This window comes from Oryzomicrobium sp. (genome assembly GCF_021287045.1).
Taxonomy (GTDB): Bacteria; Pseudomonadota; Gammaproteobacteria; order Burkholderiales; family Rhodocyclaceae; genus Oryzomicrobium.
Genome location: NZ_JAJTBG010000003.1, coordinates 223,844 through 240,624 on the forward strand (window position 1 = coordinate 223,844; position 16,781 = coordinate 240,624).

Here is a 16,781-nt window from a genome sequence, read left to right on the forward strand (position 1 = left end):
CCCTCAACGAAACCTCCAACGAAAAAGGCCCCGAAAGGGGCCTTTGCGTTTTGCGGACCGTCCGTCGCCGGCTCAGGCGCCCAGGCGACGGCGCCGGGCTTCGAACAGGCAGACCCCAGCGGCCACCGAGACGTTGAGGGATTCGACGCTGCCGAGCATAGGGATGCTCACCAGGGTGTCGCAGGTTTCCCGGGTCAGGCGGCGCAGGCCCTCCCCTTCGGCCCCCAGCACCCAGGCGGTGGCGGCGGGCCAGTCGGCCTCGTAGAGGTTGGAGGTGGCTTCGCCGGCGGTGCCCACCACCCAGATGTCCCGCTCCTTCATCTCGCGCAGGCTGCGGGCCAGGTTGGTGACCACCACGTAGGGCACGGTTTCGGCGGCACCGGAGGCGGCCTTGATCGCCACGTCGGTAAGCCCCACCGCCCGGTCCTTGGGCGCCACCACGGCGTGGGCGCCGACCGCGTCGGCCACCCGCAGGCAGGCCCCCAGGTTGCGCGGATCGGTGATGCCATCCAGCACCAGCAGCAGGGCCGGCTCGGCCAGGGTGTCGAGCACGTCGTCCAGGGTGACGTGGCGGATGCGGGCGTCCACCAGGGCGATCACTCCCTGGTGGCGGGCGCCGGGGGCCATGCCGTCGAGGCGCTTGCCGTCCACCGGGATGACCCGCACCCCGTGGGTTTCGGCATGGCGCAGCAGGTCCTTGGCCCGGGCGTCCTGGCGCTGGGCATCCAGGTAGATTTCCTTCACCGCCTCCGGATCGTGGCGCAGCTTGGCGATGATGGCGTGAAAGCCGTGGATGGAACGGGTCTGGGAGCGGCTTTCGGCCATGGTGTCTACCTTGCGGAATGGGGAAACAGGGCGGCGATTGTAGCGGTTCGGGCGGCGGCGGCGAAACGTCCGCCGCCGCCCGGCAACCTGTCCGATCAGCCGGCCTTGGTGCGCTTCACAGCCGGCTTAGCGGCAGCCTTGCCGGCGGTTTTGGGCGCCGTCTTGCGGGCGGCCTTCGGAGCCGCCTTGGGGGTCGCCTGGACTGCAGCCTTGGCAACCGGCTGTGCCGCCTTGGTCACGGATTTTGCGGGCTTGGCAGCCTTCGCGCTGACCTTGCCAGCCGGCTTGGCCCGGGCGGGGGCAGCCTTCTTGGCCTTGCCGTCGGCCTTGGCCTTTGCCGCAGGTTTCTTGGCGGCTGCGGTTGCTGGCTTGGCCGGCTTGGCCTTGGCGGGTTTCCCCTCTTCGGCATCCTTGCTCCGCTTGGCGGCGCTCGGTACCGGAACCTCTTCCACCCGCGGCAGCGGGACGCCGCCCAGCAGGGCGGCTACCGGGGCCTTGCGCCGCCGCGCCGGAACGGCCGGGATCGTGTCCCCTGCGCCGGACGCCGTGCCCTGGGGCGGGCCGAAATAGGTAGTGGGCCGATCCTCGTCCGCCACCGGGCGCGGTGCGGGCCGGGACGCCGGACGTGCCTTGGCGACCGGGCCACGCGCTTCCGCACGAACGACCGGAGCCGCCTTGCCCCCCTTCCCTCCCTTGCCACTGCCCTTGCCCCGGGGGGCAACGGGTGCGGCATGCCGCTCCTCGTCACGGGCAGGAGCGGCTTCGTTGCGCCGGGCCGCCCGGCCGCCGGCCCCGTCCTTGACCAGGACGAAGTCCACCTTGCCGCTTTCCAGATCGGCCCGCACCAGCTTGACCTTGACCCGGCCGCCCAGGCGGTAGGAAACGCCGCTGCGCTCACCGACCATGGCGTGCTTGACCGGATCGTGGTGGAAGTAGTCCTCGCCCAGTTCGGAGACGTGCACCAGGCCTTCCACGTACACCTCGTCCAGGGCGACGAAGATGCCGAAGGGCACCACCGTGGAGATGGTGCCGTCGAACACCTCGCCGATGCGCTCCTTCATGTAGAAGCACTTCAGCCAGTTCTCCACGTCCCGGGTGGCCTCGTCGGCGCGGCGCTCGGTGGCCGAGCAGTGCAGGCCGATGGATTCCCAGTTGGCGTGGTCCTTGTCCTTGGGCGTCTCCGCCGGCAGTGCCTTGGCGGTCTTGGCCTCGGCGGGGCGCTGCTGGGCGCCGTTGCGCTTGAAGGGCTTTTCCGGAATCAGGATCAGGTCCTGGTAGCCCTCGGGCTTGTAGCGCTGGCCGGCCAGCACCGCCTTGATCGCCCGGTGCACCAGCAGGTCCGGATAGCGGCGGATCGGCGAGGTGAAGTGGGTGTAGGCCTCGTAGGCCAGGCCGAAGTGGCCCAGGTTGTCCGGGCTGTAGATGGCCTGGCGCAGGGAGCGCAGCATCACCGTCTGCAACAGCGGCGCGTCGGGCCGGTCCTTCACCTTGTCGAGCAGTTCGGCGTAGTCCCGGGCGCCCGGGGCATCGCCGCCGCCGATGGACAGGCCGAATTCCTTGAGGAAGTCGCGCAGGGCTTCGAGCTTTTCCGGCGTCGGGCCCTGGTGCACCCGGTACAGGCAGGTCTGCTTGTGCTCTTCGAGGAAGTTGGCGGCGCAGACGTTGGCCGCCAGCATGCATTCCTCGATCAGCTTGTGGGCGTCGTTGCGGATGACCGGGATGATGGTGTCGATCTTGCCCTGGTCGTTGAAGACCATCTGGGTCTCGGTGGTCTCGAAGTCGATGGCCGCCCGCTGGTCCCGGGCCTTGGAAAGCACCTGGAAGAGCTTGTAGAGGGTCTGCAGGTGGGGCAGGACCGCCACGTGGGCGTCGGCTTCGGGCTGCGCGGCGCCGGAAATCCAGTTCCACACCTGGGTGTAGGTGAGGCGGGCCCGGGAGCGGAACACCGCCGGGTAGAAACGGTACTCCTTGATCCGCCCGGCGCTGGTGATCTGCATGTCGCATACCATGGACAGGCGGATCACGTCGGGGTTGAGGGAGCACAGGCCGTTGGAGAGCTTTTCCGGCAGCATCGGGATCACCCGGCGCGGGAAGTACACCGAGTTGCCCCGGGAGAAGGCGTCGTGGTCCAGGGCCATGCCCGGCTTGACGTAGTGGGAGACGTCGGCGATAGCCACCACCAGGCGGTAACCCCGGCCGACCTTTTCGGCAAAGACCGCGTCGTCGAAGTCCCGGGCGGTCTCGCCGTCGATGGTCACCAGGGGCAGATGAGTCAGGTCCTCGCGGCCGGCGGTGTCCACCTTGCGCACCGTGTCCGGGATGGCCTTGGTCTCGGCCTCGGCTTCCGGCGAGAAATCGAAGGGCAGATCGTGCTTGCGCAGGGCGATCTCGATTTCCATGCCCGGGTCGGCGTAGTTGCCCAGCACCTCTTTCACCCGGCCGATGGGCTGGGTGTAGCGGGTCGGCTGCTCGATGATCTCGACCACCACCACCTGGCCGGTGCGGATCTCGGGCACGGCCCCGCGCTTCTTGCCCTTTTTGGCGCCCTCGGCCTTTTCCTCCGGGGCGAGCAGAATCTTCTGGTTGATGCGCCGGTTCTCGGGGACGACGAAGCGCACGCCGTGCTCCTCGAACACCCGGCCTACCACCAGAGAATTGGCCCGTTCCAGCACCTCGACGATGGCGCCTTCGCGGCGGCCGCGCCGGTCCACCCCGGTGACCCGGGCCAGGGCCCGGTCGCCGTGGAGCACCCGGTCCATCTGCTTGGGTTCCAGGTACAGGTCGTCGGACTGGTCGTCGGTGACGAGGAAACCGTAGCCGTCCGGATGGCCGATCACCCGGCCGGGGATCAGGTCCACCTTCTCGGGCAGGATCAGGGCGCCCTTGCGGTTGCGCAGCAGCTCGCCCTCCCGCTCCATGGCGCGCAGGCGCCGCTCGAACAGATCGCGTTCGAAGGGGGCGATGTCGAGCAGGGTGCACAGGTGCTCGACGCTGACGGGACGGCCCTGCTCTTCCAGGGTCAGGGTGATGTATTCGCGGGACGGCAGCGGCGACGGATACTTTTGTACCTCCCGTTCGAAGAACGGATCGCGGCGGCGCACTTTCGACAGTTTGGGTGTTGACACTTTTTTGGGGGTCCTTATAATCCGGCCTTCTTCGATGTTCGCACATCGCCCAGATGGCGGAATTGGTAGACGCACTAGTTTCAGGTACTAGCGCCGCGAGGCGTGGAGGTTCGAGTCCTCTTCTGGGCACCAATCGCAGAAAAAAGCCAGCTTCCGAGCTGGCTTTTTTCATTTCTGCGTCGCCAGTTTCTCAGCGCCATCACGTTCTAGCCAGTGCATCCTTGGGTTTGCGGTGGCCCCCGCGGCAGCGGCACCCTTGGTGCCGGCCAGCACGGAGGCCGGAAAATCGGTGCGTACCAGCATGTCGGCATGGCAACGCAGGCAGATGATACCAGCCCCGGGCCATGTCTTCAGTTAAATCCCCGCCCGGGCCGTTCCGGCGCCGGCCATGGCTCGGCCCGACACCCCGGAACCGCCAAAATGGCCGATCCGCGCCTCGTCCGTGAAAATGGGCCGGAAAGTGCAAGAAAACGGACTCATCGGGAGAAATGGGGAGTCGACAGCGAATCCCCACGAAGGCTGGACCACGGCCCGATTGTCCTGGTTAGGGCGGGCGCGTAATAACGTTTGCGTTCCCGGCCTGAAGTCCCTATAATCCGCGCCTATTCGATGTTCGCACATCGCCCAGATGGCGGAATTGGTAGACGCACTAGTTTCAGGTACTAGCGCCGCGAGGCGTGGAGGTTCGAGTCCTCTTCTGGGCACCAATCGTAGAAAAAAGCCAGCTCCCGAGCTGGCTTTTTTCATTTCCGGGCCTAACCCCGTCCCAACGCCCATCCCAAGTCCTAAAAAGCGAACGGCCATGCCGATTCTGGCATGGCCGTTTGCGTTCGGCGGAAAAGACGCCGAGCCGGGGATTACAGCTGGCCCAGACGGCGGTACAAGGTGTTGCGGCTGATGCCCAGCTTGCGCGCCGCCGCCGAGATGTTGCCCCCCACCGCTTCCAGGGTGCGCTGAATCGCCTGGCGCTCCATCTCCTCCAGACTCACCATCTCGCCGCCCGGCATCAGGGGCCGGACCATCGCGGCCGAGGCCGGCATTTCCGCCATCGGCGCGACGATCGGCGCATCGGACGCGGCTTCGAGCAGGTCTTCGAGCAGGTGGCACTCGTTGATTTCCGACTCGTCGTCGTCGAGCAGGGCCAGGGCGACCCGCAGCACGCTGGTCAGTTGCCGGATGTTGCCCGGCCAAGGGTAAGCCTCGAACAGGCGCATGGTGCTTTCGGACACCTGCACCGCCCGGCCCTCGGCCTCGGCGCCGATGATGTTGTGCACCAGCTGGCGCAGGTCGGCCCGCTCGCGCAGGGGCGGCAGGGTGACGCTCAGGCCGTTGAGGCGGAAATAGAGATCCTCGCGGAAGGCGCCCCGGGCCACCTCGTCGCGCAGGCGGCGGTGGGTGGCGCAGACTAGGGCGATATCCACCGGGATGGTCTTGCCGCTGCCCAGGGGGGTGACGCAACGCTCCTGGAGGACCCGCAGCAGCCGGGCCTGGAGGGCCAGGGGCATGTCGCCGATCTCGTCGAGGAACAGGGTGCCACCGTGGGCTTGCTGGATCTTGCCCACGGCCCCTTCCTTGCGCGCGCCGGTGAAGGCGCCGCCCTGGTAGCCGAACAGTTCGGACTCGATCAGGTTTTCCGGAATGGCAGCGCAGTTGAGCGCCACGAAGGGGCGGTCGCGCCGCGGGCTGCTGTTGTGGAAGGCCTTGGCGAAAATCTCCTTGCCCGCGCCGGATTCGCCCTGGATGAGGATCGGGATGTCCCGGCCGATCACCCGGCGGGCCCGATCCACCGCGGCCTGGATGCGCGGGTCGCCGGTGCACAGGGACTCCAGGGTGATCTCCGCCGGCTCGGCGGGCTGCACTTCGGGCAGCCGCACCGGACGGATCGGTTCCTCCGCCACACCGATCACCCGGCCGCCGGCGCCGACGGCCGGCAGGTTGCCGCGCAGCCGCACATAGAAGGTCTTGCCTTCCCGGGTACGCAGGGCGATAGGCCGTTCCGGCTCGCGGCGCGCCTGATCCACCAGCCGGCCCAGCACGCCCTCGAAGATCACCGAGAAATCCCGGTTCATCACCTCCTGGCGGCGCAAGCCGAGCAACTCCAGGCCCGAGACGTTGACGGCCGAAATGAAGCCGTCGCCGTTCACCGCCAGCACGCCTTCGCCGAGGGTGCCCAGGTAATCGTCCCGGGAATGGAAGCACACCAGAATCTGGCGCGACTGCTCGAAGTCGAACAGGCGGCGCTCCACCATCTGGGCGGACATGCGCACCAGACCGAAGGTGTGGGGCTGATAGCGGCGAAAATCGGTCGAAATATCCAGCACGCCGATGACGCTGCCGTAGGAGTCGCGCAGGGGCGCCGAGCTACAGGTGAGAAAGCCGTTGTGGTCGAGGAAGTGCTCGGCCCCGAACACTTCCAGGGGGCGCTCCTCGACCAGGGCGGTGCCGATGGCGTTGGTGCCGCGCACCGACTCGTCCCAGGAGGAACCGGGCTGGAGGGCGACGCGCTGGGCCTGGGAAACGAAATCCGGGTCGCCCAGGCTGTGCAACAGCAGGCCGTTGCTGTCGGCCAGGACCACCACGCAGCCCGAATCGTGGATGTGCTCGTAGACGTGCTCCATCACGGGCAGGGCATAGGAGATCAGCGACCGGCTACGGTCCTGCTCCTGTTTGAGCACCTGCTCTGCCACCGGATCGGCGGCTACACCACGGACGGCAGTCTCGATGCCGGACCGATGACAGCGCTGCCATGAGCGCAGCACCTCGGTACTGAGGAGCTCGCCAGGCAGATCGCCACGCTGGAAGAACAACTGTCGTGCCTTGAGGATGCGCAGGGTACGCGCATCCTCGGCAACCAAAGCTTGCCGCATATCCCTCCTCCTTGTTCTCTGCTGCCTACCGCTGTCTCGCTCGACCGATTTCGTATCGGTTCATGTGTCACTTGTGTTGCAGAACGTAGCACCTGCCCAATTGTTTAGCAACGCATGTGTCGGTGCGAACCCGATCTAGCAACCTCCGTGCCTGGACAAGTTGCTGAAGCGTGCAACAAAACCCCTGTTTCACCGCCTGGCACGGGGCTTGCTGCCTGGCTCCCTGTCATGGGCCTCGCGGCCCCTCGCCGGCACAACACTACAAATCTACAAATCATTTCTTCGACCAAAGGAAACCAAGGTGAAACTGACCCTCCGCACCACGCTTCGATCGATCCCCGTCCTGCTGCTCGCCCTGATCGCCGCCAATGCCATCGCCCACGGCGACGTGGTTCCCCATGCGGTCGACACCACCGGCCTGGACAACCTGGGCAGCGAGTGGCGCGCCACCAACCCCTTCCGCAAGAACGAAACCGCCATCCGCATCGGCGATTCGGCCTTCAACCAGAACTGCGCCCGCTGCCACGGCCTGGGCGCCGTGTCCGGCGGCATCGCCCCGGACCTGCGCTACCTGCCCGAAGGTGACGAGGGCGACGAGATCTTCCTCAACCGCATCCGCCACGGTTCCACCCGGGATGGCCGGGTGTACATGCCCCCCTTCGAGGGCACCCTGTCTCAGGAAGCGATGTGGGCAATCCGCGCCTGGCTGGAGAAGGTCCATGTGGACTAAGCGCCGTACCTCCCTGCGCCTGCTGGCCGGCCTCGCCCTGGCCGGTCTGGCTTCCTTCGCCCGGGCCGGCGACGTCCCGGTACAACAGCCTGGCGTGCTGCGCATCGCCGTCTATAACGATTTCGCCCCCTACTCGGCCAAGGGCCAGGGCATCGACGTGGACCTGGGCCGGGCCCTGGCGGAAAAGCTCGGGCTCAAGCCCGACTTCGTCTGGTTCAGCGCCGACGACGACATGGGCGACGACCTGCGCAACATGGTGTGGAAGGGCCATTACCTGGGCACCCGGCCGGCGGACGTGATGATGCACGTGCCGGTGGACACCCGGCTGGCCCAGGCCAACAAGCAGGTGACGATCTTCGCCCCCTACTACCTGGAAACCCTGGCGGTGGTGCGCGATCCCCAGCGGGTGCCGCCGGTGAGCGGCTCGGCGGCGGTGGCCCTGGAAGTGTTCACCCGGGAAAAGATCGGCGTCGAAGTAGGCTCCCTGGCCGACTCCTTCCTGCTCGCCTCCCTCAGCGGCCGCATCCGCGACCAAGTGGTGCATTACCGTTCCGTGGCCAAGGCCGTCGGCGGGCTGCGCGCCGGCGAGGTGGCGGCGGTGATGGCGCCCAAGGCCGAACTGGAGGCCGCCCTGGGCAGCGCCCCGAGTCCCTACGCCATGGGACCGGTGAAGATGCCCGAGATGCGCATCAACGGCTGGGCGCTGGGGCTGGCGGTGAAGGCCGACAACCCGCAGCTCGCCGACACCCTGGGCCAGGCCATGGCCCAGCTGGAAAAGGACGGCACGGTGAAGCAGATCTTCGCCCGCCACGGCGTTACCCACCAGACCACGGGAGACTGACATGAACGCCCCCCTGCCCCGGCAGTCCCCGCTCCCGCGACTGGCGCTCCTGCTCGCCCTGGCCGGCATCGCCGGGCCGGGGTGGTGCGGTCCCAACGCCTACGTGCCGAACGAGAAGAGCGGTACCGTGAGCGTGATCGACACCGCCACCGACCAGGTGATCGGCCAGATTCCCGCCGGGGCCCGCCCCCGGGGTATCGCCGCCGACCCGGCCGGTAGCCGCCTGTACCTCACCGATGCCAAGGCCAACGGCCTGACCGTGCTGGACACCGGCACCCGCCAGATCGTCCGCCAAGTGCCCCTGGGCGAATCGCCGGAAGGCATCTACATCTCCCGGGACGGCAGCCGCCTGGCGGTGGCCGTGGAAGGCACCAACGCGGTGGCCCTGGTGGATGCCGCCAGCGGCGCGGTGCAGGCCACGGTCAAGGTCCAGGGCAAGAACCCGGAGCACGCCGTGTTCAGCCCCGACGGCCGCTGGCTCTACGTCAGCGCCGAGGAGGCCGAACAGGTGGACGTGATCGACGTGGCCCAGGGCAAGCAGGTCAGCAGCATCCCGGTGGGCAAGCGCCCCCGGGGCATTGCCTTCCTGCCCGACGGCTCCCGGGCCTACGTGGCCTGCGAGCTGGCCGGGGCGGTGTACGCCATCGACACGGCCAGCCGCCAGGTGCTGGCGCGCATCCCCGCCGGCCAGATGTCCAACGGCGTCGCCGCCCTGCCCGACGGCTCCCGGGTGTTCGTCTCCAACGGCCGCGACGGTACGGTGATGGCCATCGACACCGCCAGCCACCAGGTGCTGGCCACCATCGAGGTGGGCAAGCGCCCCTGGAACATGGCGGTGACCCCGGACGGGCGCAAGCTCTACGTGGCCAACGGCCGCTCCAACAGCGTCTCGGTGATCGACACCGCCGGCCTGCGCCGCGTCGCCGACATGGCGGTGGGCGAACTGCCCTGGGGAGTGGCGATCCGATGAGCGCGCCCCGCTACACCCGCACCGCCATCCTGCTGCACTGGGTGCAGGCTGCCCTCGTTCTCACCCTGCTCGGCCTGGGCTGGTACATGGCCGACCTGCCCAAGGGGCCGGACAAGACCGCCACCTACGCCCTGCACAAGTCCCTGGGGCTGTGCGCCCTGGTCCTGGTAGCGGTGCGCCTGCTGTGGCGCTGGCAGCACCGCCCGGCACCCCTGGCCCGGGTCACCACCCAGGAGCGGCTGGCGACGGCGGTGCACCATCTGCTCTACCTGCTGCTGGCGCTGGTGCCCCTGGCCGGCTACCTGTCGGCCTCGTTCACCAAGTACCCGATGAAGCTGTTCGGCATGCCGGTGTTCAAGGCCGGCTGGGCCGACGAGACGATCAACGGCATGTTCAACGCCCTGCACAAGGGCAGCGCCCTGATCCTCGCCATCCTGGTGGGCCTGCACGTGGCGGCAGCCCTCTACCACGGGCTACGCCGCGACGGGGTGCTGGCGCGCATGTCGCCCCACAATTCCCGCGCCGGCACCGCCCTGGAGTGACGCCGGCCCCCCCTGCCCCATTCCCGTTTTTTCCTCTCCCTTGCCAGGCCCCAGCAACACCGGGGCCTGTTTTTTTGCCCGCTATTTGCCCGCTTGCCGCTTTGGCAGCCCCGAGTTGTTGCAAAAGAAAACACCTGCTCCAAATTGGAGCAGGTGTCGTTTTCATTGGGTAAATCGGTTTTACCCTGTAGCAGCACTAAGCAGTGCAGCGCGGGCCGAACGCACCGCAATGCCTCCAGCGCCACCTCCCGATCAATCCAGGTTCAGCACCCATTCCAGGGCGGCGCGCAGGTCGGCGTCGTTAATGCGCTCCGGCGGATTGGGGGTCATGGGAATCTCGCCCCACACGCCGCTGCCGCCCTCCCGGACCTTCTTGGTCAGAATGGCCAGGGCGTTGGGGTTGCCCTTGTACTTGGCGGCCACGTCCTTGTAGGCCGGGCCCACCAGCTTCTTGTCCACCGCGTGGCAGGCGACGCAGCGCGCCTTCTTGACGATGGCCTCGGAAGCCGTGGCGCCGCCGGCTGCAACGGCGGCGGCGATGAGGAACAAGCAGTGCTGCACTTTCATGGGAATCCTTCCAAAAACAGGGCGACGAATGGGGGAAATCGGGGAGAGCAAAGAAACGGGGCGCCTCACACCAGGCCGGCCCGCTCCAGTTCGGTCCATTCCTCGTCGCTGAAAAAGCGTGAACGGGCGATGAAGCTGACGCCTTCCGGGCCTTCCAGGGAAAAGGTGTCGCCGTTGCCCGGGGCGACATCGATCACCAACTGGGTGTGCTTCGAATACTCGTACTGGGACTGGCCGATGTAGAACGGGCAGCCGCCGATCTCGCCCAGATGCACGTCGTAGCGGCCGATCGCCAGTTCGCCGGCCAGGTAGCACATCGGGGCGCTGCCGTCGCAGCAGCCGCCGGATTGAAAGAACATCAGCCCCGCGCCGTGCCTGGCCTTGAGGCGCTCGATCAGCGCCAGGGCCGCCGGTGTTGCCACAACCCGATCCACCACGATCGTCTCCCGAAGAAAAAACGGGGCGGCAGGGCCGCCCCGAACATCAGCTCAAGCAACGTGGAGAGCAGAGGAGAGACTTAGAAGAAGCCCAGGGCCTTCGGGCTGTAGCTGACCAGCAGGTTCTTGGTCTGCTGATAGTGGTCGAGCATGACCTTGTGGGTCTCGCGGCCGATGCCCGATTCCTTGTAGCCGCCGAAGGTGGCGTGGGCCGGGTAGGCGTGGTAGCAGTTGGTCCACACCCGGCCGGCCTGGATGGCGCGGCCCATGCGGTAGGCCGTGCTGCCGTCGCGGCTCCACACCCCGGCGCCGAGGCCGTAGGGGGTGTCGTTGGCGATGGCCAGGGCTTCGGCTTCGTCCTTGAAGGTGGTCACGGCCAGCACCGGCCCGAAGATTTCCTCCTGGAAGATGCGCATCTTGTTGTGGCCCTTGAACAGGGTCGGCTGGATGTAATAGCCCTCGGCCAGCTCGCCGGCCAGATGGGCGCGATCGCCGCCGACCAGCACCTGGGCGCCTTCTTCCTTGCCCAGCTTGAGGTAGGACTGGATCTTGTCCATCTGCATCTGGGACGCCTGGGCGCCCATCATGATCGAAGTGTCCAGGGGGCTGCCCTGCTTGATGGCACGGACGCGGGCCAGGGCGCGCTCCATGAACTTGTCGTAGATGGATTCCTGGATCAGGGCGCGGGACGGGCAGGTGCACACTTCGCCTTGGTTGAAGGCGAACAGCACCAGGCCCTCGATGGCCTTGTCGAAGAAGTCGTCGTCGGCGCGGGCGATGTCCTCGAAGAAGATGTTGGGGGACTTGCCGCCCAGCTCCAGGGTGGCCGGGATCAGGTTGGTGGCGGCGGCCTGGGCGATGACGCGGCCGGTGGCGGTGGAGCCGGTGAAGGCGATCTTGGCGATGCGCTTGCTGGTGGCCAGCGGCATGCCGGCTTCGCGGCCGTAGCCGTTGACGATGTTGAGCACCCCCGGCGGCAGCAGGTCGGCGATCAGTTCGACCAGCACCAGGATGGAAATCGGGGTCGACTCGGCCGGCTTGAGCACCACGCAGTTGCCGGCGCCCAGGGCGGGAGCCAGCTTCCAGGCGGCCATCAGGATCGGGAAGTTCCAGGGGATGATCTGGCCGACCACGCCGAGGGGCTCGTGGAAGTGGTAGGCGATGGTGTTCTCGTCGATCTCGGACAGGCTGCCCTCCTGGGAGCGCAGGCAGCCGGCGAAGTAGCGGAAGTGGTCGACGGTGAGGGGGATGTCGGCGTTGAGCGTCTCGCGGATCGCCTTGCCGTTATCGACGGTCTCGGCGTAGGCCAGCAACTCCAGGTTCTGCTCGATGCGGTCGGCGATCTTGAGCAGGAGGTTGGCCCGGTCGGCGGCCGGGGTCTTGCCCCACTTGGCGGAAGCGGCATGGGCGGCGTCCAGGGCCAGCTCGATATCCTCGGCGGTGGAGCGGGCGGCCTTGGTGTAAGGCTTGCCGGTCACCGGGGTGATCACGTCGAAATATTCGCCCTTGACCGGGGCGACCCACTTACCACCAATGAAGTTGTCGTATTTGGCCTTGTACTGGATCTTGGCGCCAGAATGGCCGGGCAGTTCGTAAATCATAGTCTCCTCCTTGGATAGGATGGGTTAGCAACGCTCTTGAGTGAAGGCGTGCTCTCCCTAGGCAGAGACCGTGCCAGCTTTTTGCCATCCCCCGTCACCCCTGGCCAAAACCGGCCTGGCCGGGCAAACCGGGGTCGCCGGGGGCAGGATGCCCGGTCACTCTGGAGCACCCCCTGTCTTAAAACGGGACAATTGCTCCACGACGCAACGCGCCCGCGCCGGAAAAACTCCTGAAACCCTGACCAGGAGCGGACTTCGGTCAGGCACGGATCATGCACCATTCATAAGATGGAACATGACGACGCCCCCACCTCGCCGATCCGCCGCTCCTGGGAGCGCTGCGCCGAACTCGGCCTCTCCCCCGGCCAGCCCCTGCCCGACGCCAGAGTCTCCCAGGCGACCCTGGCGGAGCGCCTGGCCGCCAACGAACGTCTGGTGGCCTACGCCCAGCCGGTCATCGAAAACCTCCACCAGCAGATCGCCCGGTCCTCGTCCACCGTGCTGCTGGCCGACAGCAGCGGCATGATCCTGCGCTCGGTGGGGGATCTGGACTTCCTCACCAAGGCCACCCGGGTCGCCCTCACCCCCGGTTCGGTCTGGTCGGAAACCCACATGGGCACCAACGCCATCGGCACCGCCCTGCTCGAACAGCGGCCGGTGGCGGTGTTCGGCGACCAGCACTACCTGACCCGCAACCACTTCCTTACCTGCATCTCCACCCCCATCCACGGGCCGGAAGGGGGGCTGCTCGGTGTGCTCGACATTTCCAGTGACGCCCGGGTGACCCATACCCACGCCCAGGCCCTGCTGCGCACCACCGCCGAGGTGATCGAGAACCGACTGATCGAAACCCTGCCCGGCGGCGTCCTGGCCCTGCGCTTCCACGCCGCGCCGGAAGCCCTGGGCACGCCTCTGGAGGGCCTGGTGGTGCTCGACGGGGCCGGCCAGGTGCTCGCCTGCAACCGCCGCGCCAGCCAGCTCCTCGGCGGCGAGAACCAGCCCGGCGCCCTGCAGCGCTACTTCCGCGGCAGCCTGCCCATGCTCATGGACCACGTACGCCGCCGCGGCGGCCAGACCCTGCTGCTGCGCGGCGCCAACGGCCGGGAATACGCCGCCACCCTGGCCCTGCTCGCCGCCGTCCCGGGCGCCCCCCCTGCGCCCTCGCCCCTGGCCGGCCGGAGCGCAGGCGGCGGCATTGAGGCGGCCGCCCCGTCATCACCGGGGCAACTCGGCGCGCCGACCCTGGCCGACCTGAGCCTGGGGGACCCGCGCATGGCCGAGGCGGTGCGCCTGGCCTCCTGCATCGTCGAGCGGGACATCCCCCTGATGATCCAGGGCGAAACCGGCTCGGGGAAAGAAGTGTTCGCCCAGGCCTTCCACCGCTCGTCGCGGCGCCGCGACGGCCCCTTCGTAGCGGTGAACTGCGCGGCGATCCCCGCCACCCTGATCGAGGCCGAACTGTTCGGCTACGTCGAAGGCGCCTACACCGGCGCCCGCCGCCAGGGCAGCAAGGGCAAGATCCGCGAAGCCCACGGCGGCACCCTGTTCCTCGACGAGATCGGCGACATGCCCCAGGCCCTCCAGGCGGTGCTGCTGCGGGTGCTGGAAACCCGGCGGGTGGCCCCCGTCGGCGGCGGCGCCGAGGAAATGGTGGACATCGCCCTGGTCTGCGCCAGCCACCGGCCCCTCAAGGCCCTGGTCAAGCAGGGTGAGTTCCGCGCCGACCTGTTCTTCCGCCTCTCCGGCATCACCGTCGGCCTGCCGCCCCTGCGCGAGCGCAGCGACTTCTCGGCCCTGGTGCGCCAGCTGCTGCGCGACGAATCGCCGCAGCGCCCCCTGCGCATCTCCCCCGAGGCCCTGGCGGCGCTGCACCGCCACCCCTGGCCGGGCAACCTGCGCCAGTTGCGCAACGTGCTGCGCCTGGCGGTGGCCATGGTCGGCGACGAAACCCTGCTCGACCTGCGCCACCTGCCCGAGGACCTGCTCGAAGAGTCCCGCGCCCAGGCTCCCGGCGGCGGCGCCACCGGCCAGAGCCTGCGCACCAGCGAGGCCCGGCTGGTGCGGGACACCCTGGCCCGCCACCGGGGCAACATCTCGGCGGCGGCCCGGGAACTGGGCATCACCCGCACCACCCTGTACCGCAAGCTGCGCCAGGACGAGCCCGCCGCCGACGGCGCCCCGCCCTTCCCCTTCGCCCCGCCCTCCCCTCCTGCCGGCCAGTGACCCGCGGCCGGTGCCTTTCATAACGACAACACATCCCCACCGCCACGCCCGAGACCATGAGCCTGTTCCCCTTCCGTTCCCGCCCCGCCGGCCCCCCGCCGCCCTCCCCCCACCGGCCCCACAGCGGCACCTTCGACTGCGGCGCCGCCACCGCCCTCGGCGATCCGGACCTGGCCGAGCAGGCCGGGCTGCTGTTCGCCTTCGTCCCCCCCGAGGCCGATTTCCCCCGGGTCAGCGCCGACCTGCAACGCCTGGCCGGCCCGGGGCGCAGCGTGATCAGCCTGTCGTCCACCGGGGCCTTATGCGCCCGGGCCGACGGCTCGCCCTACTGCGCCATGGAGGGACGCCAAGGCAGCTGGCTGTGGCTGCCCGACGGCCTGGTGGCCCGCCACGAGGTGCACACGGTGGACCTGCACGTGAACGGCGGCAGCGCCCGGGACCGGGTCGCCGCCATCCGGGGCGAACTGGAACGCCTGCCGGTGGGCCTGCCCCTGTCCGCCGGCCAGACCTTCGCCCTGGTGTTCTGCGACGGCCTGTCGGCCTCGGAAGGCTTCCTGATGCAGGCCTGGTATGAAAGCCGGCGCTTTCCCTGCCTGGCCATCGGCGGCTCCGCCGGGGGCCGGCTCGATTTCAGCGGCACCTACATGCGCGCAGCCGGGCCGGTGCTCCAGGGCAAGGCCCTGCTGGTGTTCTGCCAGATCGCCCCGGGCAAGCGCTTCGCCCCGTTCAAGAGCCAGAACTTCGAACCCACCCGCCAGCACTGGCTGGTAGCCGAGGCCGACCCGGTGGCCCGCACCGTGGCCTCGGTGTTCGGTCCCGACGGCCGGCCTCAGCCGGTCCTGGAGGCCCTGGCCACCCACCTGCGCTGCCGGCCCGACGAGGTGGGTGCCCGCCTGGCGGGCAAAACCTTCGCCGTGAAGGTGGGGAACGAATACTTCATCCGCTCGGTGGCCGCCTTCGAGGGCGAGCGCATCCGCTTCTTCTGCGACCTGGAATTCGGCGACCGGCTCCACCTGCTGGAGGCCACCGATTTCCACGGTGCCACCCAGCGCGACTGGGACCGTTTCCTCGCCGGCAAGGGCCAGCCCGTCGGCGTGCTGCTCAACGACTGCGTGCTGCGCCGGGTCGGCAACCCGGGCAAGCTGGAAGGCGCCCGCTTCTTCGGCGGCCTGCCCGCCGCCGGCTTTTCCACCTTCGGCGAGATCCTCGGGGTACCGATCAACCAGACTCTGTCGGCCCTGGTCTTCTTCGACGGCCCGGGGGACGACCTGATGGCCAATTTCCCCATGGCCTACGCCGACTACGCCGGCCACTACGCCCAGCGCGCCTTGTACCGCTGGGAGGCGCTGCACTCGCTGCAAAGCGCCGTGGTGGAAAAGGTGGTGGATTACCAGCACGGCCTGTCGCCCCTGCTCTCCAGCCTGCCCCAGCTGGAGGCGGCCACCCGTCAGCAGGCCGGCACCCTGGACCTGGCCCAGGCCAGCATCGGCGCCATCAGCGGCGCGGTGGCCCAGACCTGCGAGGCCCAGGCGCGGCTGGACGGCGAGCTGGACAACCTGGAAGGCATTTCCCAGGCCATCGGCAAGATCACCGGCGGCATCAGCGCCATTGCCGACCAGACCAACCTGCTGGCCCTCAATGCCGCCATCGAGGCCGCCCGTGCCGGCGAGGCCGGGCGCGGCTTCGCCGTGGTGGCCGACGAAGTGCGCAAACTGGCCCAGTCGGCCAAGGGCCAGGCCGACGCCACCGCCGGCAGCATCCGCCAGGCGGTGGCCGCCATCGCCAGCATCCGCCAGGTGGCCGGGGAGACCGTGGACACCATGCAGGACATGGCCCGCACCAGTTCCGACGCCGCTGCCCAGATCGGCCGCATGAGCCAGGAATCGGCCCTGGAGCGGGACAGCGTGGGCGCCAGCCTGGCCCGGCTGGAGACCCTGGCGAGCGGTCTGGACGCCATGGAGGCGGCCATCCACCAGCTCACCGACTTGCAGGCCATGGCGGCGCACTGAACGGGCGCGGAGATGGACGGCCGGGCAACCCCCGGCCCCATCCC

Annotated in this window: 12 protein-coding genes and 2 tRNA genes; 8 read left to right on the forward strand and 6 right to left on the reverse strand. The window is 68.5% G+C overall.

What is annotated here, in order from left to right; all coding sequences use genetic code 11:
* Positions 1-72 precede the first annotated feature (72 nt).
* Both rlmB and rnr read right to left on the reverse strand, forming a co-directional pair.
* Positions 73-825, reverse strand: coding sequence for a 23S rRNA (guanosine(2251)-2'-O)-methyltransferase RlmB (gene rlmB, locus LWW89_RS04580; protein ID WP_293261785.1), 753 nt, complete (start codon positions 823-825; stop codon positions 73-75).
* 95 nt (positions 826-920) lie between these two features.
* Positions 921-3,950, reverse strand: a complete 3,030-nt coding sequence (gene rnr, locus LWW89_RS04585) for a ribonuclease R (RefSeq protein ID WP_293261788.1) — start codon at positions 3,948-3,950, stop codon at positions 921-923.
* Between the two features lie 47 nt (positions 3,951-3,997).
* On the opposite strand from rnr, the gene LWW89_RS04590 reads away from it, so the two are divergent.
* Positions 3,998-4,082: transfer RNA gene (locus tag LWW89_RS04590), tRNA-Leu, on the forward strand.
* A 490-nt stretch (positions 4,083-4,572) separates the two neighbouring features.
* Positions 4,573-4,657 (forward strand) — tRNA-Leu (locus tag LWW89_RS04595).
* A 150-nt stretch (positions 4,658-4,807) separates the two neighbouring features.
* Here the strand turns inward: LWW89_RS04595 and LWW89_RS04600 are convergent.
* On the reverse strand, positions 4,808-6,817 hold the full coding sequence (locus LWW89_RS04600; RefSeq protein ID WP_293261791.1) for a sigma-54-dependent Fis family transcriptional regulator: 2,010 nt from the start codon (positions 6,815-6,817) through the stop codon (positions 4,808-4,810).
* Between the two features lie 301 nt (positions 6,818-7,118).
* On the opposite strand from LWW89_RS04600, the gene pedF reads away from it, so the two are divergent.
* From pedF to LWW89_RS04620, 4 genes are read left to right on the forward strand one after another with little or no spacing between them, the layout of a single operon-like run.
* Positions 7,119-7,547: a cytochrome c-550 PedF gene (pedF, locus tag LWW89_RS04605; protein ID WP_293261794.1), complete on the forward strand. Its 429-nt coding sequence runs from the start codon at positions 7,119-7,121 to the stop codon at positions 7,545-7,547.
* Positions 7,537-8,388 (forward strand): transporter substrate-binding domain-containing protein, encoded by an 852-nt coding sequence (locus LWW89_RS04610; protein ID WP_293261797.1) that lies wholly within the window; start codon positions 7,537-7,539, stop codon positions 8,386-8,388. Before pedF ends, LWW89_RS04610 begins: the two co-directional genes overlap by 11 nt.
* A 1-nt stretch (position 8,389) precedes the next feature.
* The gene (locus LWW89_RS04615) at positions 8,390-9,358 is read left to right on the forward strand and encodes a beta-propeller fold lactonase family protein (RefSeq protein WP_293261799.1); all 969 of its coding nucleotides are present in this window, start codon (positions 8,390-8,392) and stop codon (positions 9,356-9,358) included.
* Positions 9,355-9,900: a cytochrome b/b6 domain-containing protein gene (locus LWW89_RS04620; RefSeq protein WP_293261802.1), complete on the forward strand. Its 546-nt coding sequence runs from the start codon at positions 9,355-9,357 to the stop codon at positions 9,898-9,900. Before LWW89_RS04615 ends, LWW89_RS04620 begins: the two co-directional genes overlap by 4 nt.
* Positions 9,901-10,152: 252 nt before the next feature.
* Here the strand turns inward: LWW89_RS04620 and LWW89_RS04625 are convergent, their stop codons facing one another.
* The 3 genes from LWW89_RS04625 to LWW89_RS04635 all read right to left on the reverse strand — a co-directional run bounded on the left by LWW89_RS04625 (position 10,153) and on the right by LWW89_RS04635 (position 12,505).
* A complete protein-coding gene (locus LWW89_RS04625) occupies positions 10,153-10,467 on the reverse strand; it encodes a c-type cytochrome (protein ID WP_293261805.1) in 315 nt (104 codons plus the stop codon).
* Between the two features lie 65 nt (positions 10,468-10,532).
* Positions 10,533-10,904: a DUF779 domain-containing protein gene (locus LWW89_RS04630; protein WP_293261808.1), complete on the reverse strand. Its 372-nt coding sequence runs from the start codon at positions 10,902-10,904 to the stop codon at positions 10,533-10,535.
* 80 nt (positions 10,905-10,984) lie between these two features.
* The gene (locus tag LWW89_RS04635; RefSeq protein WP_293261811.1) at positions 10,985-12,505 is read right to left on the reverse strand and encodes an aldehyde dehydrogenase family protein; all 1,521 of its coding nucleotides are present in this window, start codon (positions 12,503-12,505) and stop codon (positions 10,985-10,987) included.
* A gap of 288 nt (positions 12,506-12,793) precedes the next feature.
* Here LWW89_RS04635 and LWW89_RS04640 point away from each other — a divergent pair, with 288 nt between their 5' ends.
* Together LWW89_RS04640 and LWW89_RS04645 are read left to right on the forward strand one after the other, a co-directional pair.
* Positions 12,794-14,728: a sigma-54-dependent Fis family transcriptional regulator gene (locus LWW89_RS04640; protein ID WP_293261814.1), complete on the forward strand. Its 1,935-nt coding sequence runs from the start codon at positions 12,794-12,796 to the stop codon at positions 14,726-14,728.
* 56 nt (positions 14,729-14,784) lie between these two features.
* Complete coding sequence (locus LWW89_RS04645; RefSeq protein ID WP_293261817.1) at positions 14,785-16,737, forward strand: methyl-accepting chemotaxis protein; 1,953 nt, start codon at positions 14,785-14,787, stop codon at positions 16,735-16,737.
* Positions 16,738-16,781 lie beyond the last annotated feature (44 nt).

Bases quoted from the DNA above. Each gene is read 5' to 3' on its own strand.
- rlmB (WP_293261785.1), bottom strand. From the start codon at position 825: ATGGCCGAAAGCCGCTCCCAGACCCGTTCCATCCACGGCTTTCACGCC.
- LWW89_RS04600 (WP_293261791.1), bottom strand. From the start codon at position 6,817: ATGCGGCAAGCTTTGGTTGCCGAGGATGCGCGTACCCTGCGCATCCTC.
- LWW89_RS04610 (WP_293261797.1), top strand. From the start codon at position 7,537: ATGTGGACTAAGCGCCGTACCTCCCTGCGCCTGCTGGCCGGCCTCGCC.
- LWW89_RS04615 (WP_293261799.1), top strand. From the start codon at position 8,390: ATGAACGCCCCCCTGCCCCGGCAGTCCCCGCTCCCGCGACTGGCGCTC.
- LWW89_RS04620 (WP_293261802.1), top strand. From the start codon at position 9,355: ATGAGCGCGCCCCGCTACACCCGCACCGCCATCCTGCTGCACTGGGTG.
- LWW89_RS04625 (WP_293261805.1), bottom strand. From the start codon at position 10,467: ATGAAAGTGCAGCACTGCTTGTTCCTCATCGCCGCCGCCGTTGCAGCC.
- LWW89_RS04635 (WP_293261811.1), bottom strand. From the start codon at position 12,505: ATGATTTACGAACTGCCCGGCCATTCTGGCGCCAAGATCCAGTACAAG.
- LWW89_RS04640 (WP_293261814.1), top strand. From the start codon at position 12,794: ATGGAACATGACGACGCCCCCACCTCGCCGATCCGCCGCTCCTGGGAG.
- LWW89_RS04645 (WP_293261817.1), top strand. From the start codon at position 14,785: ATGAGCCTGTTCCCCTTCCGTTCCCGCCCCGCCGGCCCCCCGCCGCCC.